Source organism: Ruegeria sp. ABV4_181 (assembly GCF_056158465.1).
Window position 1 is genome coordinate 1,556,324 of the sequence record NZ_JBSWTI010000002.1, and the last position, 22,289, is coordinate 1,578,612.

Below are 22,289 nucleotides of genomic sequence, written 5' to 3' on the forward strand. Positions count from 1 at the left end.
GTTTGATTGCAGGGGCAAAAAACGGTTTTTCAGGAGGATACAATGAAACGAAGTCTGATTTCGGGATTGTTTTTGACGGCACTGACTTTTGGCGTGCCTTCCTTTGCACAGGAAACCGCAGATGCGGTTGCGCCCGAGGGCGCGTCCGAGGGGCAGGTGCAGGGGCTGACCGAAGAGGTTATCGCGGCGCTTGAGGCCAAACTGGCCGGTGCCCCTGTCGAGGCGCAGAACTGGATGGTCGCGGCCGCTAACCCGCTGGCCGTCGAGGCCGGTGCCAAGGTCCTGCGGGAAGGGGGGTCCGCTGCGGATGCGATGGTCGCGGTGCAGGTTGTGCTGGGGTTGGTTGAACCGCAATCCTCGGGCCTGGGCGGCGGGGCTTTCCTTGTCTGGTACGATGACGCAAGCGGCAATCTGACCACGCTCGACGGGCGTGAGACGGCCCCGTTGGAAGCGAACCACCGGCTGTTCCACGACGAAAACGGCGCGCCGCTGAAATTCTTTGATGCGGTGGTTGGCGGCTTGTCCGTCGGTACGCCCGGCACGCCTGCATTGCTGGAGGAAGCGCATCGCCGCTGGGGCCGCAGCCCGTGGCCCAGCCTGTTTCAGGTTGGAATTACGCTGGCCGACGAGGGGTTCCTTGTCTCGCCACGTCTGGCCAGCCTGGTCGAAGCGGATGCCGAGCGTCTGTCTCGGTTCCCCGGAACCGCGGCCTATTTCCTGCCCGATGGCGCGCCGCTGAAGCAGGGCCAACGTCTGATGAACCCCGCATATGCGGAAACCCTGCGGGTTCTGGCCAGCGAAGGGTCTGCCGGGTTCTATGGCGGTAAAATCGCCGCCGGAATCGTCAGCACCGTGCGCAATGCCCCGGGAAACCCGGGCGTTCTGTCCGGTGTCGATCTGGCGCTTTATCAGGTGATCGAGCGTGAGCCGGTCTGCGCGACCTATCGCACTTATGAGGTCTGCGGCATGGGGCCGCCATCTTCGGGCGCACTGACGGTCGGGCAGATACTTGGCATGCTGGACGGGTATGATCTGGCCGCCATGGGCCCCGAAGATGCCCATGCGTGGCGTCTGATCGGCGATGCCTCCCGGTTGGCCTTTGCCGACCGGGGCCGGTACATGGCCGACCACGATTTTGTTCCCATGCCCACGAAAGGATTGGTCGACCCGGACTATCTGTCGCAGCGCGGCGAACTGCTGGGCAGCGAAGGCGCGCTGACCGAGGTGGCGCCGGGAAATCCGGAATTCGATCACGCGTCGAACTGGGCCGATGATGTCTCGCTGGAACTGCCCTCGACCTCGCATATTTCGATTGTGGATCAATATGGCAACGTCCTGTCGATGACGACGACGATCGAAAACGGCTTCGGATCCCGGTTGATGACGAACGGGTTCCTGCTGAACAACGAGTTGACCGATTTCTCGTTCAAGACCCACAGCGACGGCGTTCCGATTGCCAACCGGCTGGAGCCCGGCAAGCGGCCGCGCTCATCCATGAGCCCGACAATCGTAATGCAGGACGGTGCGCCGGTGCTGGCCATCGGTTCACCCGGCGGCAGCCGCATCATCGGTTACGTGGCCAAGTCGATCATCGCCTGGGCGGACTGGGACATGGATGTTCAGCAGGCTTTGTCGCTGCCGCATCTGGTCAACCGTTTCGGAACATATGATGTCGAACTGAGCACATCGGCCGAGGGGTTCTCGGACGCTCTGACCGAAATGGGGTTCGAGGTTAACCCGCGTGACCTGACCTCGGGCCTGCATGCGATTGAAATTGGCGACGTTCTGATCGGCGGTGCCGATCCGCGCCGCGAAGGTATCGCGCTAGGCGAATAGGGGGGAAACCGAATGGTGCAGGCAGCTGTATTACCGCGAAATGAAGCCGGGATAGATACGGCTGTCAGCATCCTCAAGCAGAAGTTCGGCGACCGCCTTCAAACGGGGCGGGCGATCCGCGAGCAACATGGTCACACAACCACCTGGATCGAAAACCAGTCTCCGGATGCGGTGGTCTTTCCGCACTCGACCGAGGAAGTTTCCGAGATCGTCAAAACCTGCGCCTTGCACAAGGTTCCGGTCATTGCCTTCGGTACCGGCACATCGCTCGAAGGCCATGTAAATGCCCCGGCCGGGGGTATTTCGGTTGACCTCACGCAGATGAACAAGGTGCTGGCCGTCCATCCCGGCGATCTGGATTGCGTTGTCCAACCCGGTGTGACACGCGAGGACCTGAATACCCATTTGCGCGATCAGGGCCTGTTTTTCCCGATCGACCCCGGCGCGAACGCCTCGCTGGGCGGTATGGCCGCAACGCGGGCTTCGGGCACCAATGCGGTGCGCTACGGGACCATGAAGGACAACATCCTCAGCCTTGAGGCGGTGATGCCGGACGGGCAGATCATTCGGACCGGCCACCGGGCCAGGAAATCCTCGGCCGGGTATGACCTGACCCGCTTGTTGATCGGCGCCGAAGGCACGTTGGGCATCATCACCGAAATCACCCTGCGCCTGCAGGGCATCCCCGAGGCGATCACCTCGGCCCGCTGTTCTTTCCCTTCGGTGGACGCCGCCTGTCAGGCGGTGATGATGACGATCCAATATGGCGTCCCGGTCGCGCGGATCGAATTGCTGGACGAGATGTCGGTCAGGGCGGCCAATGCCTATTCCGGGCTGAGCCTGCCGGAAACGCCATTGCTGCTGTTGGAATTTCACGGATCGGAAAGCGGTGCCACCGAGCAGGCGGAAACCTTTGATCAGATCGCCGAAGAATTTGGCGGCACGGATTTCGCCGCAACCTCGACGACCGAAGAACGCAACAAACTGTGGCAGGCCCGGCATGACATGTACTGGGCCAGCTTGCAACTGCGGCCCGGAGCCCGCGGGATTTCGACGGATGTCTGCGTTCCGATCTCGCGTCTGGCCGAATGCGTCACAAAAACCCGGAAAAAGACCGAAGAGCTTGGCCTGCTGGCGCCGATGGTCGGGCATGTGGGCGACGGAAATTTCCACACCCTGTTGCTGATCGACATGGAAAACGAGGACGAAGTGGCCAGGGCAGGCGGATTTGTCGGGTGGCTGAACGATCTGGCAATCTCGATGGAGGGCACCTGTACCGGCGAGCACGGAATCGGGCAGGGCAAGCAACCCTATCTGGTCAAGGAGCTTGGGCCGGCGGTCGACTATATGGGCGCGATAAAACGGGCGCTGGACCCGGATAACATTATGAATCCGGGAAAGATTCTTCCGCTCGCGGACCCCTGAAGACAACGCGGGAATTCTGCAACAAAGCCACAAGACTGCCCCAATTTACTGCTATCCATCCGGGAAAAGAGCAGTGATTGATTTCGGAGATTCAGATGGACGCGTTGCGGTTCATTGGTTTTGTGCTGGTCGTGGTTCTGGCTGTGGCCGGGGTGGACTATTACCAGCAGGACAAAAAGCACGAGGGCACTTTATCGGCGAACGGTTATGTGGACACGCTGAAACAGCGGTTTGCCCTCTATCACGAAGAGCTGGACGCGGAAAAAGTCGAGCGTGAACGCCAGAAACGCTGGCGTGCCGGCGGCAAGCATTTCCTGCCGGACTCCGACAAGGAATGGGTGCGTCGCGCAATCGCCGACCGCGACTTTGCACGCGATGCGCGGGAAGGGGTCTTACAGGACAATATCAGCGAGGCAGCCCGGCCGCTGGCCAAGAAAGTCGCAATTCAGAAAGCTCAGCAACTGGCCAGCAAGGTAGACCGCAACAGTTGGGTTTACGAGAAAGGCGAACATACGATCTGGGTGCAGATTTCACTCAGGAAGGACGCCAGATCCAACACTCTTGCGGGCAACATCGCGCAATCCGTGGACGCGCTGGGCATCAGCGCCAGCGATTACACCCCCTTCGGCGTTATTGGCGGCGTGGCATTTTTTCAGTTCACGCAAAACAAATACAGTGTGATTAGGGTGGATGATCGCGCGTTCTGGTCGATGGTTACCGCAGGTATCACGGACCTGAGCGCCCCGGTGGCGTTCAATGTCTACAAGGGAACTATCGGTCTGGGCGAGGAAATCCGTCTGAAGATGTATTCGGATGCACCCGCACAGGACGTGCACGCGTTTCTGTCGCGGCTGGACTATGACGGGTTGAACGCGTTGCTCAGCCAGCCGGTGCCCGGTGTCGGCAATGACGCAGTAGTGAACGCCGAGACCGAGACGGAACTGGCCGTGAACATGGCTGAACTGAGATCGGAGTTCATGAAGCTCCGTGGGGAACTGGCGCAGCTCCGGCTCAACAACGTCGACGGGCTTGCTCTGGTCGCGAACACGATGGCTGCGCAATACGGGCTGCCCGACGATACCTTTGACCTGACCGCGAACAAGATCCAATCCGCCGATGATCTGGTTCAGCTAGGGTACCGCAGGGGGTTGACTGATCTGCTGGCGGGTGAAACCCAAAAAGCCGGATCTGAGGGCGGCAACATGTTCGGGCGCTTCTTTGCGTCGTTCAAGGGTGACCCAAAACAACCTACCGCCGAGGACGGCGGCGCAGGCGGCTTTTTCGGTGGGTTGAAGTCCTATTTCCAGAAAGACGAAACCGCGCAGGCACCCACGGTTCGCGTCAACAAGGGTGGCGCAGGCGTTTCAAGCAAATGCGCGACCAAAGAAGCCTTCAAGACCTGCACATTGGGCGACGGTTAACCCGCACCGGATTCCAGCCGAAATGCGACCCCCGACAGACCGGGGGTCGTTTTTTTTATATCACTGGTCGGATGAATGTCGCGGCGGGGGCTTCATTTGCGCCATATGGGGGCAACAAATTCCAAGGGGGGACACCCGGCTATGAAAACCCAAGTCAAAGCACTGGTCGTTGGCGGCGGCGCCGTCGGTACTTCGATTGCCTATCACCTGGCCAAAGCGGGCTGGGATGACGTGATGCTGATTGAGCGGGACGAACTGACATCCGGTTCCACCTGGCACGCCGCGGGCCTGCTGCCGCTGTTCAACATGTCCTATGCGACAACCCACATCCACAAGTACTCGGTTGATTTCTACAAGACGCTTGAAGAAGAAACCGGCCTGAACGCAGGCTTCGCCGTGGTCGGCAACCTGCGCATGGCGCAGACGCAGGAGCGTATGGATGAATACATGCTCTACGCCTCCACAGCTGAAACCTGCGATGTCGCCTATGAATGGTTGACCCCCGACCAGATCAAAGAGCGCTGGCCGCTGATCGAAACCAGCGATCTGAAGGGCGCGATCTATCACACCGAAGATGGCTATATTAACCCCGCAGACGTAACGCAGGCGATGGCCAAGGGCGCCCGTCAGCGCGGTGTTGATATCGTGCGCAAGATGCAGGCTGACGCCTTCCACTGGAACGGCACCCATTGGGAAGTCACCTGCACCAAGATGGTCGAAAAGGGCGGCAACCTGGTGCCGTCGGACGAGCAGGTCGTGATCACCGCCGAGCATGTCGTGACCGCCTCAGGCAACCACGCGCAGCGTACCGCCAAAATGCTGGGCATCAAGATGCCTGCCATCCCGGTCGAGCACACTTTCATCGTCATGGACAAAGACCCCGAACTGGTCAAATGGCGCGAAGCAGGCAACCCGGAACACCCCGTTGTCCGCGACGCCGACAACAAATCCTATGCGCGTGAGGAACGCGGCGGCTGGATTCTGGGTATCTACGAACACGGCGCGCCCGCGCAGTTTGAACATGGCGTGCCGGACAGTTTCCGCGCCGACCTGTTCCCGCTGGACCTGGACCGCATCGCGGATCAGTACATGGCGATGGCCGAACGCGTGCCCTCCTGCGCTGAATCCGGTCTGAAAGACGATTTCAACGGCCCGATCTGCTACACCCCCGATGGCAACCCGCTGGTTGGTCCGGCTCCGGGTCTGCGGAACATGTGGCTGGCCGAGGGCTTTTCGTTCGGCATCACCGCTGCGGGCGGCACCGGCTACTATCTGGCGCAGATGATGGTCGATGGCGAAGCCGAGATCGACATGGCATCGCTGGATCCCAAGCGCTACAGCAGCAACTGGATGACCACCGAATTCGCGGCACGCAAGAACGAAGAGTGCTATGAGCATGTCTACATCCTGCACCACCCCGATGAAGAGCGTGAGGCCTGCCGTCCGCTGCGCACGGTTCCTGCATATGACCGTCAGAAAGCCCGTGGCGCGCAGTTCGGCTGGGTGAACGGCTGGGAACGTCCGAATTATTTCGGCCCGCTGGATGCGCCGGATAACTTCGACAAGGAAAGCCGTTCCTTCCGCCGTGGTAACTGGTGGCAGTACGCCGTCGAAGAAGCCAAAGCGATCCGCGAAGGCGTTGGCCTGATCGACGCGTCGGCCTTCACCAAGCATGTCGTCAAAGGCCCCGGTGCGACCGCATTCCTCGACTGGTTCACCTGCAACAAGCTGCCAAAGGTCGGTCGTATCAACCTGACCTACGCGCTGACCTCGCACGGCACCACCCGCACCGAATACACCATCGTCCGGAATGGCGAGAACAACTATTACATCGTCTCTGCCGGTGCCTGGACCGAGTATGACGCCGACTATCTGCGCAAGGCGGCCGAGGACAAGATGGAGGAGTTCGGTTACATCGAGATCCAGGACGTGACCACCCAGTGGGGCGTCTTTGCCATCGCCGGACCCAAGTCGCGTGACGTTCTGAAAGAGGTCATCAAGGACGCTGATCCGGAAACCGCACTGTCCAACAAGCGCTTCCCATGGCTGTCGGCCCGTCAAATCGAACTGGGCATGTGCCCGGTCAACGCGATCCGCGTGGCTTATACCGGTGAACTGGGCTGGGAACTGCACCATCCGATCGAGATGCAGAACTACCTGTTCGATCTGCTGGAAAAAACCGGTGAGAAGCACGGTATGAAGCTGGTCGGCGCCCGCGCTCAGAACTGGCTGCGTCAGGAAAAATCCTATCGCGCCTTCGGCACCGAACTGGGCCGCGACGCGACCCCGCTGGAAGCTGACCTGCCGCGATTTGTTGACCTGTCGAAAGACTTCTACGGCAAGGCCAAGCTGGAAGAGACCGGCGTGCGCGTGAAATGCTGCACCCTGCTGATTGACGGACCGGACGATGCTGACCCGTGGGGCCGCGAGGCGCTCTATACGCCGGAAGGTGAGCGTGTGGGTCGTCTGACCTCGGGCGGGTATTCCGTGGCTTTCGAGAAATCCATCGGCATGGGCTATGTAAAGCCTGAACTGGCGGTTGAAGGCACTAAGCTGCAGGTCAAGATGCAGGACAAGCTGTGGGATGCGGTCGTGACCTGCGACAGCCCCTATGACCCCAAGAACGAAACCATCCGCAAGGACGGTTGATCAAGATCAGGCCCCGGAAACATTCCGGGGCCTTTTGATTTCGGTGCTGTCACGACCTCATTTCGTCGAAACATTCCAGCGCCTTGGCCGCGTACATCATCGACGGACCCCCGCCCATCTGGATGGCCACTGCGAGAACGTCCGAAAACTCCTCACGCGATGCACCGGCCTTGATCAGGGCTTCTGTGTGCAACGTGATGCAGGGTTCGCACCGGATCGCTATGGAGATGCCCAGAGCGATGTATTCCTTGGTTTTGTAGTCGAGTGTTCCACCTTGCTTTACCGCCGCCCCAAGCGCGCCGAACGCGCGGGTTGCATCGGGTATCGCGCCGTTCAGATTGCGCAGCCCGTTGCGGGTGGCCTTGATCTTTTCCTGCCAGTGCATGTCATCATTCCATTTATATTGTATAAATGGAATGTGTATTGCGGCGTTGAGCTGGGCCTTGATTTCGATCAGGTGGCGGGTTTTTCCGCGATGAAAGCCAGGTTATTGGCGGGCATTTCGACAGTTTCGACGATGGTCAGACTAAGGCCGGTCAAAAGCGCAGCAATGTCATCGTCATCCTTGTAGCCAATCTCAGCGTCCTGTTGGATCAACGCGTCATGAAACCGCTGGTCCCCGTCACTCGTCAACTGCCCCGACCGCATGAATGGGCCGTAGAGAACAAAGCGCCCCCCGCGGGCGAGCGCCTGTGCGACCTCGGAAATCAGCGTCTTGGTTTCTGCCCAACTGATCAGATGCACAAGGTTGATCAGAACAATCAGATTTTGCCCGGCGAATTCCTTGTGCCATCCCGGTGCCGTTGCATCCAATGGTGCGGCGTCAGAGACGTTGGGCAGGTCAGCCGTGTATGCGTCGATACTGTTCCGCCTCTCTTTGTCGATCTCGGTCGGTTGCCAGAGCAGGCCGGGCAAGTGCCGGGCAAAGGCGCTGACATGCTGGCCGGTGCCGCTGGCGATCTCCAGCGCGCGGCCGCTGGGTGGCGCGTATTGAACCAGCAGGTTGCACAGCGCGTCCGCATTGCGGGTCGCGGCGGGGGCAACCAGCCGCCCGTCCTGACCTTCGGTGGCAACGCTGGCATTCGAAGGAAGGTGTCTTTTACTCATCGGCGCAGCCTTTCCGGGCTGAGGGCGGCGATGACCTCGGCACCCAGTTGGGAAGGAGAGCCGGTCGCCAGATCCGCAACCAATTGCGAGGCGGCCGGGGCGGTCTGAAACCCATAGCCGCCCTGACCGGCTGACCAGATAAACGACGGATCCGCAGGATCCGGGCCCAGAACCAGCGTCCCGTCCGGCGCAAAACTGCGCAGACCGGCCCAGTTTGCCTCGACCCGGGTAACAGGCTCGGTAACCATTTCTTCGTACCGCGCCAGCCCTTCGGCCAGCACCATATCGTCGGCATAGGCGTCCTGCGGCGCGACCGGCTCAGCCTCAGCTGGTGAGACCAGCAGTTTACCCGCGTCAGGTTTGGCATACCAGGTCTCACCCGCGCCCAGCATCATGGGCCAGCCCCTGACGTCATGCCCGCCCGGGGCGGGAAGCCGGGCCATAGAACGACGTTTCGGTACAATCCCGATCGGTGCGATCCCGGCCAGGGCGGCAATCTCATCGACCCAGGCTCCGGCGGCGTTGACCAGATTGCGGGCCTCGTAGGTATCACCCGCCTGGATCATCCAATGCCCGGCTTTTCGAATATCTGTGACCTTGCGCTTGGTCTGCACCGTTCCGCCATTGCCGCGAATGATGCGCGCAAAATCCTGCAACAGCCTGTCCGTATCAACATCAAACGCGGCATAGCTGATCGCGGCATGCCCCACGGTGGCGGGGTTCAGGATCGGTATGCGGGCCCTTGCCTCATCCACGGTAATGACCTGCATATTCAGGTCGGCCGCATCGGTTTCGAACACCTGCCTCTGGCTCTTTCCGCCCACCAGCATCAAGCCGCGCGGGATCAGATAGCCGCCATTTTCACCGTTCATAAATGAGGCGCCAGCCTTGTTCAGCGCAACAACGGACGGCGGGCCATAGCTTTCTTCGAACAGGGCGGCGGACCGTCCCGACGCGTGGTAGCCTAACGCGTCCTCGGCTTCGAGAACGGTTACTGTCCCGTGCTGCGAAAGCCGCGCGCCAGCGCTGAGCCCGGCAATGCCGCCGCCGATGATCAGGAAATCTATCATGGTTCCTCTTATGGGCCAGCCGCCCTGTCCGTTGAAAATGCTCGTGGCCAAAATGCCGTCAAGTCGCGCCAGAAGCCTACCGGGAACTTTAAGCAGGCTTGAAATTATGCATCAACCCATCCAAGAAAGTGTAACGCAGAAACAGGAGGGCAGGGTGAGTACCGCAGATCTACACCCGATGGCCACGGGGCATATTCCGTCTTACGTGACCCAGGCGGACGGCAGTGATTTCCTTTTGACGTTCATGTTCGTGTTCACCGTTCTGGTCATCATCCTGATCGGCGTGGGATATTTCACGCTGCATTCGATACCCGAAAAAATCGCCCATGAATCCAACCACCCTCAGTTTCAGTTGGTCGGTATTCTGGCCCTGCTTGCGCTGTTTACGCATAACGGTCTGTTCTGGGTCGCGGCCGTTCTGGTGGCGGGGTTCCAGTTCCCTGATGTCGCGGCGCCTCTTCGGGCGATCGCGGACGCTATTCGATCTTTGGGCTCGCAGTCTTCGCAAGAGCCTGCCCCGGTTCAGCCCCAGGAACCAACCGCGCAGCAGGAGCAATAGGTCATGCTTGAGACATTGATGTGCGCGCTGGTTACAGTGCTGCCCGACTATCTGTTCCGCCGCTTTGTTCAGGGCAAACGGATCGGGCATGAAATTACCCTCTTCACGATGTGGTATGAACTGCGCTGGGGGTTGACCACCTGCGCTATTCTGGCGCTGACCGTGATCACCACATTGTTCTATTTCCATCCGGCCAGCAAAACGGCGGCATCCTATTTCCGCACCGTGACGATCCTGCCCCAGCTTGGCGGCCGTGTGTCCGAGGTGTTTGTCACCAACAACCAGCAGGTTGTCGCGGGTCAGCCCATCTTCCGGATCGAGGATTTTACCCAGACCGCGATGGTCGAAGCGGCGCATGCCGGGATCGCACAGGTGCAGGCTTCGCTGAAAGTGGCGGAAACCGATCTGGCCGAGGCCGAGGCCGGCATCGCCGGTGCCCGGGCCGCGCTGGATCAATCCCTTGAGGATCTGGAGCGCAACACCACCCTGCGCGACGAAGGGTCCAGCGCCGTCCGTCTGGCTGAAATTGACCGGCTGGAAAATCTGGTGGCCGAGCGTGAGGCGGAACTGAAGGCCGCGCAATCGAAACGTGCCGCCGTCCTGCAGCAGATCGAAGAACTGATCCCGGCCCAGCTGGCCAGTGCAAACGCGCAGCTGGATGCCGCTTTGACCGAACTGGACAAAACGGTGATCAGCGCCGGGGTAACGGGGCGGGTCGAACAATTCGGGCTGCAGGTCGGCGACTATGTCAGCCCTTTGCTGCGCCCGGCGGGTATTCTGGTGCCCTCATCCTCGGGGCATGATCGGTTTCAGGCGGCGTTCAACCAGCTTTCCGCGCAGGTCATCAAGCCCGGCATGATCGGAGAGCTTGGGTGCATGACCAAACCCTTCACGGTGATCCCGGTTGTTGTGGTCGAGGTGCAGGACGTTATCCCTTCTGGGCAAATCCGCCCGACGGACGAGCTGCGGGATGTGCAGACCAACACCAACCCGGGTTCGATTCTGGTCTATATGGAGCCGCTGTACAAAGGCATGGCGGATGACATTCCGCCCGGATCCAACTGTCTTGCGAATGTTTACACAGACAACCACGAACGGCTGGAACACGAAGACCTTGGATTTTGGGAGGCAGCGTTCCTACATGTTGTCGACACGATCGGCGTTGTCCATGCTGCGGGGCTGCGCCTGCGCCTGATCCTGATGCCGGTGAACACGCTGGTTCTGACCGGGCACTAATCTGTGTCTGGCCCGCGCGCCGAGGTCACTCGGTTGCGCGGTCAGTTTGCCCTTCTGCAGCAAGCGAGGCCATGGCGTAGGCCAGAACGCACGCCGCGAATGCGGCGACGAAACAAAAGACCAGAGTGAAAGAACCGGTAATGGCGAGGGCTGTACTTCCCAAGGCCATACCGACTGTTCCGCCCAACAGCTGAAACGTCATGGAAATGCCGCTGGCCTGCCCGTGCAGTTCTGGTGGCACAGCGGACATGACGGCGCGTCGGGGCGGAACAAACAGGAACGGGACACAGCATCCCCACAGGATGTATCCCACGTAGATTACCGCAGTTGCGTTCAGGTGCATTCCCAACGCGACCAGAAGAATGGCCAGCGTTCCAATAGCGGTGCCAGTCAGGGACGGGGCGCGGGTGCCGAATTTGTCGGCAACTTTACCTGCCATCGGTGCGATAAAGATTTGCGGCACAGCGATCGGCAATAACGCCACACCGGCCATCAAGGGTGAAAACCCAAGCGCGGACTGAAAATAGGCCGCGCCGAACACGAACAGGGCAATCTTGCCGAATTGCGCAGTAAACAGGATCATGTTCGCGGCCGCAAACCCCGGATTGGCGAACAAGTTTATCGCGATCAGTGGCGTCGAAAGGCCCTGTTCGACACGGACAAACAGGATCAGCAGCATCGCGCCTGCGGCCAGCGCGCCAAGAACTTCAAGCTGCATCCAACCCCGGTCCGGGCCTTCCATGACGCCGAACACCAGGGCGGCCAGACCGGGCACAAGAAGAAAAAGCCCTTTCCAGTCAAATCCAAGCTCTGGCAAATGTGGCGGATCGCGCCAGCAAGTCCAGGAGATTCCGGCCACAATCAGCACGATCGGAGGGTTGACCCAGAAGATCCAGCGCCAGGACAGGTATTCGGTCAGAAGACCTCCCACCAGCGGGCCCAACGACAGGAATACCGTTCCGATACCGCCGTAAAGCCCCAGTGCCAGCCCGCGTTCCTTTTCGTCAAATGACTGAACGAGCACCACCAGCGACAGAGGAAATATCAAAGCGGCGCCAACACCCTGAACTGCCCGCGCGGCAAGCAGGGCAAGTCCGCTTTCGGCAAACCCCCCCAACACAGATGACAGGCCAAAGATCACAAGGCCCGCGTTCAACAATACGCGGATACCCAGGATGTCGCCCAGCCGCCCTGCGGCACAGGCAAAACAGGCCAGCACCAGCAGGTAGATGTTCACGACCCAATGCGCATCCAACCGAGACAGGCCAAGCTCGGCCCGGATCGTGGGCAACGCCACGCTGACAACCGTTTCATCCAGAAGGATGACGCCAAGGATGGCCCCCATTGCGCCAAGTATCCACCAGCGGCTGCGGTCCTGTGCCTTGGGTTCCATCGGATTAACCATGCCGTCCTGTCGGAGAGTTGCCCTTGTCGCTATCAGGTCCGCTGCATCCCTGTTCGTCAAGGTCATGCGGAACCGAAACAAAAAAGGGCCGGCCTTACGGCCAGCCCTTCGGTTCGTATGCCTGTCGGCTTACTGTGGGATCTCGCCTTCCAGCCCTTCGACGTAGAAGTTCATGCCGGCCAGCGTGCCGTCATCGGCGGTTTCGCCATCTGCCAGCCAGTCGCTGCCATCCTGCTTTTTCAGCGGACCGGTGAAGGGGTGGTATTCGCCGGACGCCATGGCGGCCTTCAGGGTCATCGCTTCTTCTTTCACGTCAGCCGGAACCGCGTCAGAGATTTCTCCGATCTCGACCATGCCTTCCTTGATACCGTCCCAGGTGTTCACCGTCGCCCACGAACCGTCCATGACGGCCTGTGTACGGGCGATGTAGTAGGGGGCCCAGTTGTCGATGATCGACGACACGCGCGGGAACGGGGCGTATTCGCTCATATCCGAAGCCTGCCCGAAGGTGACAACATTGCCTGCCTCTTGCGCGGCCGCCTGCGGCGCGGTCGAGTCGGTGTGCTGCAGGATCACGTCCGCGCCCTGTTCGATCAGAACGGTGGCCGCGTCAGCCTCTTTCGCCGGGTCGAACCATGTATAGGCCCAGACGATCTTGAACTCGACATCCGGGTTCACCTTCTTGGCGTGGATATAGGCCGAGTTGATGCCCCGGATCACTTCGGGGATCGGATAGGAGCCGATATAGCCGATGGTGTTCGACTTGGTCATCTTGCCAGCGATGTGGCCCTGAACGGCGCGACCCTCGTAGAAGCGGGCCGAATAGACCGAGACGTTGTCGGCGGTTTTATAGCCGGTCGCGTGCTCGAACTTCACGTTCGGGAACTTCTTGGCCACGTTGATCGTCGGGTCCATGTAACCGAACGAGGTGGTAAAGATCAGATCTGCGCCTTCCAGCGCCATCTGGGTCATGACGCGTTCGGCGTCCGGGCCTTCGGGCACTGATTCAACGAAAACGGTTTCGACCTTGTCTCCGAAATGGTCCTCGACTGCGAGGCGACCCTTGTTGTGTTCATAGGTCCAGCCGCCGTCGCCCACCGGGCCAACATAGACAAAGCCGACCTTGGTCTTGTCTTGGGCCACGGCGCCTGTCGCCAGACCCAGCGCCATGGCGGCGCTTGCCAAAAGTGTTGTGAATTTCATGTGTTACTCCCCAAGTTGGTTCAATTGGCCCCTAGTGTGAGGCATGGAAGATCCGGCCCAGTGAGGCAGGTGCGCTGCTCTTGTCGGCCGAAAGGATCACAAGCACAAGGATCGTGATGATATAGGGCGACATTGCCAGATACTCGACAGGAATGGCAACGCCCGCTGCCTGCAAATTAAGCTGCAACACGGTGATGCCGCCGAACAAATAGGCACCCAGCAAGGCACGCCACGGTTTCCAGCTGGCAAAGACCACCAGCGCAAGGGCGATCCAGCCGACACCGGCGGTCATGCCCTCGGTCCATTGGGGCACGCGGATCAGGCTGATATAGGCCCCACCCAGCCCCGCGCAGGCCCCGCCGAACAGGATCGCAAGAATACGGATTCTGATGACTTTGTAGCCCAGTGCATGCGCCGCATCGTGGTTCTCGCCCACTGCGCGCAGGATCAGGCCAACACGGGTGTATTTCAGCGTGGCCCAGACCGCAGCGGTCAGAGCGATGCCGACATAGAGGATCGGGTCATGCTGGAACAGGATCGGGCCAATCACGGGGATATCGCTGATCACCGGGATATGGATTTCACCCATGCTGGGCGGTTTGATCCCGACATAGCTTTGGCCCAGCAGGGCGCTGAACCCCAGGCCAAATAGTGTCAGCGCCAGACCGCTGGCAACCTGGTTGGCCAATGCCACCTGCGTCAGCAGGACGAACAGCAGCGACAGTACGGCACCACCGATTGCGGCGGCGATGAAACCCAGCCAGGGTGAGCCGGTTTCGACCGAGATCGCAAAACCGCTGATCGCACCAACGATCATCATGCCCTCGACACCGAGGTTCAGAACGCCTGCTTTTTCGACAACCAGCTCTCCGATCGCGGCCAGCAACAGGGGGGTCGCGGCCACCATCAGCGAGGCGACCAGAAGTACGGGATTAATTTCACCAAGGTCCATGGGTCACGCCACCTCGCTACGGGCCGCACGGATGCGGTAGTTGGTCAAAAGGTCGAAAGCCAGCAGGAAGAACAGGAGCATCCCCTGAAACACCTGAATGGCAGCGGCGGGCAGGCCCAGCTGAGACTGAGCGATCTCACCGCCAATATACGTCAGGGCCATCAGCCCACCGGCCAGCAGGATGCCCACCGGATGCAGGCGGCCAAGGAAAGCCACGATGATCGCGGTAAAGCCGTAGCCGACGTTAAAGTCGATGCTGACCACACCCGACGGGCCGGACACCTCGAACATCCCGGCCAGACCGGCCAATGCGCCGGACAGACCCAGACAGAACAGGATCAGGCGCGCCGGGTTCACGCCGGCAAACTTCGCCGCACGCGGTGCCTCACCCGTCAGACGGATATGAAAGCCCAGCATGTGGCGGTTCAGCAGAACGTAGGCAAAGATCACCGCGATCAGGGCGGTTACGACGCCCCAATGCATGCCCGATCCCGCGATCAGTTCGGCATTATGCGCGCTGTCATAAGATTGCAGGTTGCGCGAGCCTGGAAAGCCGAACCCTTCGGGGTTCTTCAACAGGCCCAGTGAAACCGAGGCCAGCATCTGTTCGGCGACATAGACCAGCATCAGCGACACAAGGATTTCGTTGGTACCGAAGCGGACTTTCAGAAAAGCCGGGATCATCGCCCACAGCCAGCCGCCGAACGCCCCGGCAATCACCATGATCGGGAAGATATAGAACGCATCCAGCGGATAGAACGCCAAACCAGCGCCGGCACCAAAGATGGCGCCCATGATGTACTGCCCCTCGGCCCCGATATTCCAGATACCGGCCCGAAAGCCCAGCGACAGGCCGATGGCGATCAGCACCAGCGGCGCGCCTTTCACCAGCAGTTGCGGGCGGTAGTAAAAGGCGAATTCTCCGAACAGGGGTTCCCAGAAAATGGTTCCGATGGCCTCGATCGGGTTCTTGCCCAGAATGGCGAACAGGATGCCGCCAAAAACCATCGTTGCCAGCACTGCAACCAAGGGGGTCGCATAGGACCACGCCTTGGACGGCTGAGGCCGTTTCTCCAACACAATCATCTGCTCATCCCCCTGTTTTCATTGTTCTTTTTCGATGCAGTTCAGACATGGGCCACCTCCATGCCATGCGCGCCGCCCATCATCAGGCCGATTTCGTCCACGGTCAGGCCGGTGGTTGGGCGCGGGGCGCTCAGACGCCCTTCGTTCAGCGCGGCAAAGCTGTCCGAGATTTCCATCAGCTCGTCCAGATCCTGGCTGATGCAAACGACGGCGGTGCCTTTGGCTGCAAGATCCAGAATGGCCTGCCGGATCGAGGCGGCCGCGGCGGCGTCCACACCCCAGGTCGGCTGGTTCACTACCAGCACGTCGGGGTCCTGCAACACCTCGCGTCCGATGACGAATTTCTGCAGATTGCCGCCAGACAGCGACCGCGCTGCATTTTCCGGCCCCGGCGTACGGACGTCGAAGGCGCTGATGATCTTTTCGGCAAAGTTTTTGGTGTCGGCCCATTTCAGAAAGCCGTTGTTATCCAGCCCTTCGCGCACCGAACCGGTCAGCAGAGCGTTTTCGGTCAGGCTCATATCAGGTGCGGCCGCATGGCCAAGCCGTTCCTCGGGCGCGGTGAGCACCCCAAGTTTGCGGCGCGCGGTCGGACCAAGCTTGCCGATCGGCTGGCCGTTGAATTTGACCGCATCGGCGGCGGTCTGAACTTCACCCGACAGCACACCCAGCAACTCGTCCTGCCCGTTGCCGGCAACGCCGCCGATGCCCAGAACCTCGCCCTTGCGAACGGTCATGTGAAGGTTCTTCAACGCGGTTCCGAACTCTGATGGCGACGGCACCGACAACCCGCTGACATCCAGTGCGACCTGCCCGAATTCACGCCCGGTGCGTTCGGGTGTCTGCAGGGTCGAACCCACCATCAATTCGGCCATGTCCCGCGCCGAGGTCTCGGACGGAACACACTCGCCCACATTCTTGCCCAGACGCAGGATCGTGGCGTGGTCGCACAAAGTCCGGATTTCCTCCAGCTTGTGGGAGATATATAGGATCGACGTTCCTTCGGACCGCAGTTTGTTCAGCGTTTCGAACAGGATGTCTACCTCTTGCGGTGTCAGAACCGAGGTCGGCTCGTCCATGATCAGAAGTTTAGGGTCTTGCAGAAGGCAGCGGATAATCTCAACCCTTTGCCGCTCACCCGCGGACAGGTCGCCAACCGTGCGGTACGGGTCCAGCGGCAGGCCATAGGTTTCGGACACCTGGCGGATACGCGAAGCCAGATCGCCCATGGCTGGTGGGTTTTCCATCCCCAATGCGATATTTTCGGCCACGTTCAAAGCGTCGAACAGCGAGAAATGCTGGAATACCATCGCGATCCCGTCAGCCCGCGCCGCGCGCGGTTCGGGGGGCGCAAAGGGCTGGCCACGCAGCAGCATGGCACCGCTGTCAGGCTTCACCAGCCCATAGATCATCTTCACCAATGTGGATTTACCCGCGCCGTTTTCGCCCAGCAGGGCGTGAACTTCGCCTTCGCCGATGTCAAAGGACACCTGATCATTGGCCACGACGCCGGGATAGGCTTTGGTCAGCCCTTGCAAGCTCAATAGTGGGGTGGTCACGCGCTCAGGTCCTTCTTCAAGTCGTTTTGCCGGGTCGGGCGCAGCAGCTGCGCGGCGACGCCGACAGCGATCATCTGCGGGTGTTTGCCCAACATCGGGTCACCGATCGGGCAGGTGATCCGGCCAATCCGTTCGGGCGAGTGCCCAAGGGCTGCCAGCCGCGACCGGAATCGCGCCCATTTCGTAGCCGAGCCGATCAGCCCCGCAAAGCGGAAATCGTGCGAAAGCAGCCGGTTGCACAGTTCCAGATCCAGATTGTGCGAATATGTCAGCACCAGATGCTCGGCCTCGCGCGGCGCATGGCGCACCAGTTCGGCAGGTTTTGCCGCCGGAACGACGGTCACGCCGCCTGGCACCGCGTCGGGGAAACGGTCGGGACCTGTATCGACCCAGGTGATTGCCAAATCGGGCAAGGGGGACAGAACATCCACCAACGCGCGGCCAACATGGCCCGCGCCCCAGATCCACAAGGATCGCGCCGGTTTGTGCACCGGCTCGACCATCCAGCCGTCAACAAGCTGGGGGTCAGGTGCAATCCCCTGACCGCGTGCCGCGACCAGCAGTCTTTTGACCGAAAGAGGCATCGCCCCACCCGAAACGCTGCGGGCAATGACCGTTTCGTCCAGCCCGGCCACAGCCTCGGCGTCGAAAACTTCGCTGAACAGCGTCACCGCGCCGCCGCAGCATTGCCCCATATCAGGCCCAAGCGCGTGTTGCGTCAGACGCGACGGTGCCGATTGGGATCGCGCGGCCTTTGCCGCCTCGTATTCCAGCGTGCCGCCGCCAATGGTGCCCGACTGTCCGCCCTGCCAAACCAGCATGGCGGCGCCAACCTCACGCGGGGAAGATCCCTTGATCCCGGCGATAACCACGCGAACCACTTTGCCGTGGGTTTTGACCGCCTCCCTCAAAGCCTCCAGGTCAAATCCCATCAGATGTCTCCCTTCATCCTTTGGACCCCGCGCCAGACCTCTTCCGCGGTGGCCGGTGCATTCAATGCCGGGTAGCTGTCGCCAACGGCCGCAACCGCGTTCGACAGGGCCAGCCAGGCCGAGATGCCCAGCATGAAAGGCGGCTCTCCGACCGCTTTCGAGCGATAGATCGTGTCCTCGCGGTTCTCCCCATCCCAGAGCGCGACGTTGAAGATGTCAGGCCGGTCGGAACAAGCGGGTATCTTGTAGGTTGAGGGCGCATGCGTGCGCAGATTGCCCTTGTCGTCCCAGACCAGCTCCTCGGTCGTCAGCCAGCCCGCGCCCTGCACATAGCCACCTTCGACCTGTCCAATATCCAGCGCCGGGTTCAGCGACGCGCCTGCATCATGCAGGATATCGGTGCGCAGAATGCGGTTCTCACCGGTCAGCGTGTCAACGGCGACCTCGGTAACGGAGGCACCGTAAGCAAAGTAGAAGAACGGGCGACCGCGCCCCTTGATCCGGTCCCATTCAATCTTGGGCGTCTTGTAGAATCCGGTCGCCGACAGGCTGATGCGGCCCTGATAGACCAGCGCGGCGGCCTCGGCGAAAGAATAACATTCCTCACCGACCGAAACATGGCCATCCGAGAAGGTCACGGTGGACGGATCAGCCTGATGCCGTTCGGCCAGATAATCGGCCATCCGGTCGCGGATCGTGTCACAGGCCGCCTTTACCGCCATCCCGTTCAGATCGCTGCCCGACGAGGCAGCGGTGGCCGAGGTGTTCGGCACCTTGGCCGTGTCTGTCGCGGTGATCTTCACCATCTCCAGCGGAATACCAAACCGCGAGGCCGCGACCTGTGCAACCTTCTGGAACAGGCCTTGGCCCATCTCGGTGCCGCCATGGTTCAGGTGAACCGAGCCGTCCTGATAGACATGTACCAGAGCGCCCGCCTGGTTCAGGTGGGTCAATGTGAAGGAAATGCCGAACTTGACCGGAGAAAAGGCGATGCCTTTCTTGATCACGCTGTTCTCGGCATTCCAATTTTCTATGGCGGCCTTGCGAGCGGCGTAGTCACTGGACTTCAGCAGCGCTTCGGTCATGCCGTGCAGTTCGAAGTCGCTGACCTCCATGCCATAGGGGGTGGTGTTGCCACCTGCGGGCAGGGGACGCACCGGGGCGTCGCCTATCTCGACCGCGCCGCGGCTTGTCAGGTCTTCGTGCGGATCAGGGTGACCCAGCGGTTTTTCTATTGGCGCCGGGTCCGCCACCGCGTGCGCGGGTTCATAATAATTCCGCCGCCGCAACTCGGCCGGGTCCAACCCCAGTTCGTGCGCGGCGTGGTCCATGACCCGTTCGATCCCGACCATGCCTTGCGGTCCGCCGAACCCGCGATAGGCGGTGGCGGATTGCGTGTTGGTCTTCAACCGATGACTTTCGATCCGCGCATTCGGCAGCAGATAGGCATTGTCCGAATGCAGCATCGCGCGGTCGGCAACAGGCAGGGACAGATCCTGCGCCCATCCGCAGATGGCATAATGCAGGAACGAGACGCCCTGAATGTGCCCATCCTCGTTGAAACCCGCGCGGTAGGAAATCCGGAATGCGTGCCGTTTACCGGTGATGATCATGTCATCGTCTCGGTCATAGCGCATCTTGCAGGCCTTGCCGGTCGCACGCGCGGCGATGGCACAGGCTACTGCCAAAGCGTTGCCCTGGCTTTCCTTGCCGCCAAAGCCGCCGCCCATACGACGGGTTTCAACCCGGACCGCATGCATGGGAACGCCCAAAGCGTCCGCCACCTTGTGCTGAATCTCGGTCGGGTGCTGGGTCGAACTGTGCACCAGCATATCCGCGCCCTCATTCGGCACGGCCAGCGCGGCCTGACCTTCCAGATAGAAATGCTCCTGCCCGCCGAGTTCGAAGGACCCCTCGATCACATGGGCCGCACCGGCAATGGCCGCATCGGCATCGCCCTTGGCGTAGATGCGCGGCCCGTCTTCGAACCGGCTGTCTGCAGCCAACGCCTCTTCGACGGTCAGGATGGGGGCCTCTTCGGCATAGTCGATCTTGCCCAGACGTGCGGCCTTTCGCGCCGCCAGATGGCTTGAGGCGACCACAAGGAAAACCGGCTGGCCGATGTAATGGATCGTGCCGTCCGACAGCAACGGTTCGTCATGGATTGACGGTGAGACGTCATTGGCAAATGGCAGATCGTCGGCGGTCATCACCATCACAACGCCTTCGGCCGCCTTCACTGCCGACAGATCCATTGCCGTGATCGTACCCTTGGCGATGGGGCTGAGGCCGAAGGTCAGATACAGCGATCCCTTTGGCGTCGGGATGTCATCCACGTAACGCGCCGTACCGGAGACGTGCAGCGGCGCCGCGTCATGGGGCAGAGGTTTGGTCACACTCATGCCGTCACCTCCAGTACATTTGTCACTTCGCCCTGATCCTCAAGGAAATAGCGCTCAAGCATCGCTTTGGCGGTTTCCAGACGATACGAGGCAGATGCGCGCATGTCCGTCATCGGGGTGAAATCCTCAGCAAACGCGGGCAGGGCGGCTTGAATGGTTTCCTGCGACCAGAGTTTGCCGTTCAGCGATGCCTCGACCTTTGTGGCCCGCTTCGGAATGCCGGACATACCTCCATAGGCAACGCGTGCGTTGGTGACAGTTCCGTCTTCTACGGTGATGTTGAAACATCCGCAAACCGCCGAGATATCCTGATCGAAGCGCTTGCTGAGTTTGTAGCATTTAAGCCGATCCACCTGACGCGGGAAGCTGACCGCCTCGACAAATTCGCCGGGTGCGCGGTCCTGTTTGCCGTAATCGATGAAGAAATCTTCCAACGGGATCAATCGGCGTTCATCCCCTTTGCGAAGGTGCAGGGTGGCGTCCAGAGCGATCAACGCTGGTGGATTGTCCCCGATGGGTGAGCCGTTGGCGATATTGCCGCCCACCGTTGCCGCGTGGCGCACCTGAACGCTGGCGTAGCGGCGGATCATCTCGGCATAGGACGGGTGCAGATCGGCCAGCGCGTCGCCCATGCGGTTCATATCGACCATTGCGCCAAATCGGATTTCGTCTTCAGTAACCGTGATCTCTTTCAAATCGTCGCAGCGGTTGAGGAAGATCACCGGGTCCAGATCGCGCAGCTGCTTGGTCACCCACAGTCCAACATCGGTGGCACCGGCGACCAGAGTGGCGTCGGGATTTTCAGCATAGACCGCGGCCAGTTCATCCGACGAGCCGGGCAGCATCCGAGAGGTTGTCTGCGGCGCGACCGGCTTGTCCTTGACCCAGACCGGTACGGGATGGTCTTCAGCCGCTTTTGCGGCGCGGATGATCGGCGCATAGCCTGTACATCGGCACAGATTGCCGGCAAGCTGGGTATCATGGTCCGTCGCGCCTGTCGCGTGGCTTGCCACCATCGACATCACAAATCCGGGCGTGCAGAAACCGCATTGCGAACCATGCAGGTCGACCATCGCCTGCTGTACGGGATGCGCCTCTCCGTCCGGGCCACTCGCGCCTTCGACGGTGCGCACGGCTTTGCCATGCAGTTGGGGCAGAAACAGAATGCAGGAGTTCAGTGCCTTTGCGCCGCCCTCATCCGTCACCATAACGGTGCAGGCGCCGCAATCGCCTTCGTTGCAGCCCTCTTTGGTGCCGGTCAGGCCGCGATCCTCGCGCAGCCAGTCCAGCAGGGTCGCTGTCGGATCCACATCCGCCAGCTCCACTGTCTCTCCGTTCAGAAGAAACGCGATGTCCATTCGTGAAACCCGTCGCCTTACCCGGTTGCGCCCCTCGGTGCCCTCCTTCGATGCGACGTAGAAAGAGTGGCGGGCGGATAGCTTGCCGT

General features: G+C 60.7%; 17 protein-coding genes. 6 read left to right on the top strand and 11 right to left on the bottom strand.

The annotated features are described in order from the left end of the window. The first annotated feature begins 42 nt into the window (after positions 1-42). From ggt to ACXAC3_RS07700, 4 genes are all read left to right on the top strand, one after another. Positions 43-1,836 (top strand): gamma-glutamyltransferase, encoded by a 1,794-nt coding sequence (gene ggt / locus ACXAC3_RS07685; protein WP_475158352.1) that lies wholly within the window; start codon positions 43-45, stop codon positions 1,834-1,836. A 12-nt stretch (positions 1,837-1,848) separates the two neighbouring features. After that, positions 1,849-3,261: an FAD-binding oxidoreductase gene (locus ACXAC3_RS07690; protein WP_475158354.1), complete on the top strand. Its 1,413-nt coding sequence runs from the start codon at positions 1,849-1,851 to the stop codon at positions 3,259-3,261. 95 nt (positions 3,262-3,356) lie between these two features. After that, entirely contained in the window at positions 3,357-4,682 is a 1,326-nt protein-coding gene (locus ACXAC3_RS07695; protein ID WP_475158358.1) for a hypothetical protein, read from the top strand. 141 nt (positions 4,683-4,823) lie between these two features. Beyond that, entirely contained in the window at positions 4,824-7,331 is a 2,508-nt protein-coding gene (locus tag ACXAC3_RS07700) for a GcvT family protein (RefSeq protein WP_475158361.1), read from the top strand. 49 nt (positions 7,332-7,380) lie between these two features. On the opposite strand, the gene ACXAC3_RS07705 is transcribed toward ACXAC3_RS07700, so the two are convergent. From ACXAC3_RS07705 to ACXAC3_RS07715, 3 genes are all read right to left on the bottom strand, one after another. After that, positions 7,381-7,716 carry a carboxymuconolactone decarboxylase family protein gene (locus ACXAC3_RS07705; protein ID WP_475158365.1) on the bottom strand — a complete coding sequence of 112 codons (336 nt, stop codon included), beginning with the start codon at positions 7,714-7,716 and terminating at the stop codon, positions 7,381-7,383. A 68-nt stretch (positions 7,717-7,784) separates the two neighbouring features. Further along, the gene (locus tag ACXAC3_RS07710) at positions 7,785-8,438 is read right to left on the bottom strand and encodes a DUF938 domain-containing protein (RefSeq protein ID WP_475158368.1); all 654 of its coding nucleotides are present in this window, start codon (positions 8,436-8,438) and stop codon (positions 7,785-7,787) included. Then, positions 8,435-9,508, bottom strand: coding sequence for an NAD(P)/FAD-dependent oxidoreductase (locus ACXAC3_RS07715; protein WP_475158370.1), 1,074 nt, complete (start codon positions 9,506-9,508; stop codon positions 8,435-8,437). The genes ACXAC3_RS07710 and ACXAC3_RS07715 overlap by 4 nt, the downstream gene beginning before the upstream one ends. A gap of 154 nt (positions 9,509-9,662) precedes the next feature. On the opposite strand from ACXAC3_RS07715, the gene ACXAC3_RS07720 reads away from it, so the two are divergent. After that, entirely contained in the window at positions 9,663-10,067 is a 405-nt protein-coding gene (locus ACXAC3_RS07720) for a hypothetical protein (RefSeq protein WP_475158374.1), read from the top strand. 3 nt (positions 10,068-10,070) lie between these two features. Next, entirely contained in the window at positions 10,071-11,303 is a 1,233-nt protein-coding gene (locus ACXAC3_RS07725) for an HlyD family secretion protein (RefSeq protein ID WP_475158376.1), read from the top strand. A 25-nt stretch (positions 11,304-11,328) separates the two neighbouring features. Here ACXAC3_RS07725 and ACXAC3_RS07730 read toward each other — a convergent pair whose 3' ends face one another. The 8 genes from ACXAC3_RS07730 to xdhA all read right to left on the bottom strand — a co-directional run bounded on the left by ACXAC3_RS07730 (position 11,329) and on the right by xdhA (position 22,200). After that, the gene (locus tag ACXAC3_RS07730) at positions 11,329-12,696 is read right to left on the bottom strand and encodes an MFS transporter (protein WP_475158379.1); all 1,368 of its coding nucleotides are present in this window, start codon (positions 12,694-12,696) and stop codon (positions 11,329-11,331) included. Between the two features lie 141 nt (positions 12,697-12,837). Beyond that, positions 12,838-13,911: a BMP family ABC transporter substrate-binding protein gene (locus tag ACXAC3_RS07735; RefSeq protein WP_475158382.1), complete on the bottom strand. Its 1,074-nt coding sequence runs from the start codon at positions 13,909-13,911 to the stop codon at positions 12,838-12,840. 31 nt (positions 13,912-13,942) lie between these two features. Next, positions 13,943-14,863, bottom strand: coding sequence for an ABC transporter permease (locus ACXAC3_RS07740; protein WP_475158383.1), 921 nt, complete (start codon positions 14,861-14,863; stop codon positions 13,943-13,945). Between the two features lie 3 nt (positions 14,864-14,866). Continuing rightward, positions 14,867-15,949, bottom strand: a complete 1,083-nt coding sequence (locus ACXAC3_RS07745; protein ID WP_475158386.1) for an ABC transporter permease — start codon at positions 15,947-15,949, stop codon at positions 14,867-14,869. Between the two features lie 41 nt (positions 15,950-15,990). Then, complete coding sequence (locus ACXAC3_RS07750; protein WP_475158390.1) at positions 15,991-17,508, bottom strand: ABC transporter ATP-binding protein; 1,518 nt, start codon at positions 17,506-17,508, stop codon at positions 15,991-15,993. Continuing rightward, positions 17,505-18,440 carry a xanthine dehydrogenase accessory protein XdhC gene (gene xdhC / locus ACXAC3_RS07755; protein ID WP_475158394.1) on the bottom strand — a complete coding sequence of 312 codons (936 nt, stop codon included), beginning with the start codon at positions 18,438-18,440 and terminating at the stop codon, positions 17,505-17,507. Before xdhC ends, ACXAC3_RS07750 begins: the two co-directional genes overlap by 4 nt. Then, positions 18,440-20,842, bottom strand: coding sequence for a xanthine dehydrogenase molybdopterin binding subunit (gene xdhB, locus ACXAC3_RS07760; protein WP_475158397.1), 2,403 nt, complete (start codon positions 20,840-20,842; stop codon positions 18,440-18,442). The genes xdhC and xdhB overlap by 1 nt, the downstream gene beginning before the upstream one ends. After that, the gene (xdhA, locus tag ACXAC3_RS07765; RefSeq protein WP_475158400.1) at positions 20,839-22,200 is read right to left on the bottom strand and encodes a xanthine dehydrogenase small subunit; all 1,362 of its coding nucleotides are present in this window, start codon (positions 22,198-22,200) and stop codon (positions 20,839-20,841) included. Before xdhA ends, xdhB begins: the two co-directional genes overlap by 4 nt. Positions 22,201-22,289: the final 89 nt, after the last annotated feature.

What these genes read in the sequence shown, in the direction of transcription:
- ggt (WP_475158352.1), top strand. Translation starts at nt 43, where the DNA reads ATGAAACGAAGTCTGATTTCGGGATTGTTTTTGACGGCACTGACTTTT.
- ACXAC3_RS07690 (WP_475158354.1), top strand. Translation starts at nt 1,849, where the DNA reads ATGGTGCAGGCAGCTGTATTACCGCGAAATGAAGCCGGGATAGATACG.
- ACXAC3_RS07695 (WP_475158358.1), top strand. Translation starts at nt 3,357, where the DNA reads ATGGACGCGTTGCGGTTCATTGGTTTTGTGCTGGTCGTGGTTCTGGCT.
- ACXAC3_RS07700 (WP_475158361.1), top strand. Translation starts at nt 4,824, where the DNA reads ATGAAAACCCAAGTCAAAGCACTGGTCGTTGGCGGCGGCGCCGTCGGT.
- ACXAC3_RS07705 (WP_475158365.1), bottom strand. Translation starts at nt 7,716, where the DNA reads ATGCACTGGCAGGAAAAGATCAAGGCCACCCGCAACGGGCTGCGCAAT.
- ACXAC3_RS07710 (WP_475158368.1), bottom strand. Translation starts at nt 8,438, where the DNA reads ATGAGTAAAAGACACCTTCCTTCGAATGCCAGCGTTGCCACCGAAGGT.
- ACXAC3_RS07715 (WP_475158370.1), bottom strand. Translation starts at nt 9,508, where the DNA reads ATGATAGATTTCCTGATCATCGGCGGCGGCATTGCCGGGCTCAGCGCT.
- ACXAC3_RS07725 (WP_475158376.1), top strand. Translation starts at nt 10,071, where the DNA reads ATGCTTGAGACATTGATGTGCGCGCTGGTTACAGTGCTGCCCGACTAT.
- ACXAC3_RS07730 (WP_475158379.1), bottom strand. Translation starts at nt 12,696, where the DNA reads ATGGAACCCAAGGCACAGGACCGCAGCCGCTGGTGGATACTTGGCGCA.
- ACXAC3_RS07735 (WP_475158382.1), bottom strand. Translation starts at nt 13,911, where the DNA reads ATGAAATTCACAACACTTTTGGCAAGCGCCGCCATGGCGCTGGGTCTG.
- ACXAC3_RS07740 (WP_475158383.1), bottom strand. Translation starts at nt 14,863, where the DNA reads ATGGACCTTGGTGAAATTAATCCCGTACTTCTGGTCGCCTCGCTGATG.
- ACXAC3_RS07745 (WP_475158386.1), bottom strand. Translation starts at nt 15,949, where the DNA reads ATGATTGTGTTGGAGAAACGGCCTCAGCCGTCCAAGGCGTGGTCCTAT.
- xdhC (WP_475158394.1), bottom strand. Translation starts at nt 18,440, where the DNA reads ATGGGATTTGACCTGGAGGCTTTGAGGGAGGCGGTCAAAACCCACGGC.
- xdhB (WP_475158397.1), bottom strand. Translation starts at nt 20,842, where the DNA reads ATGAGTGTGACCAAACCTCTGCCCCATGACGCGGCGCCGCTGCACGTC.
- xdhA (WP_475158400.1), bottom strand. Translation starts at nt 22,200, where the DNA reads ATGGACATCGCGTTTCTTCTGAACGGAGAGACAGTGGAGCTGGCGGAT.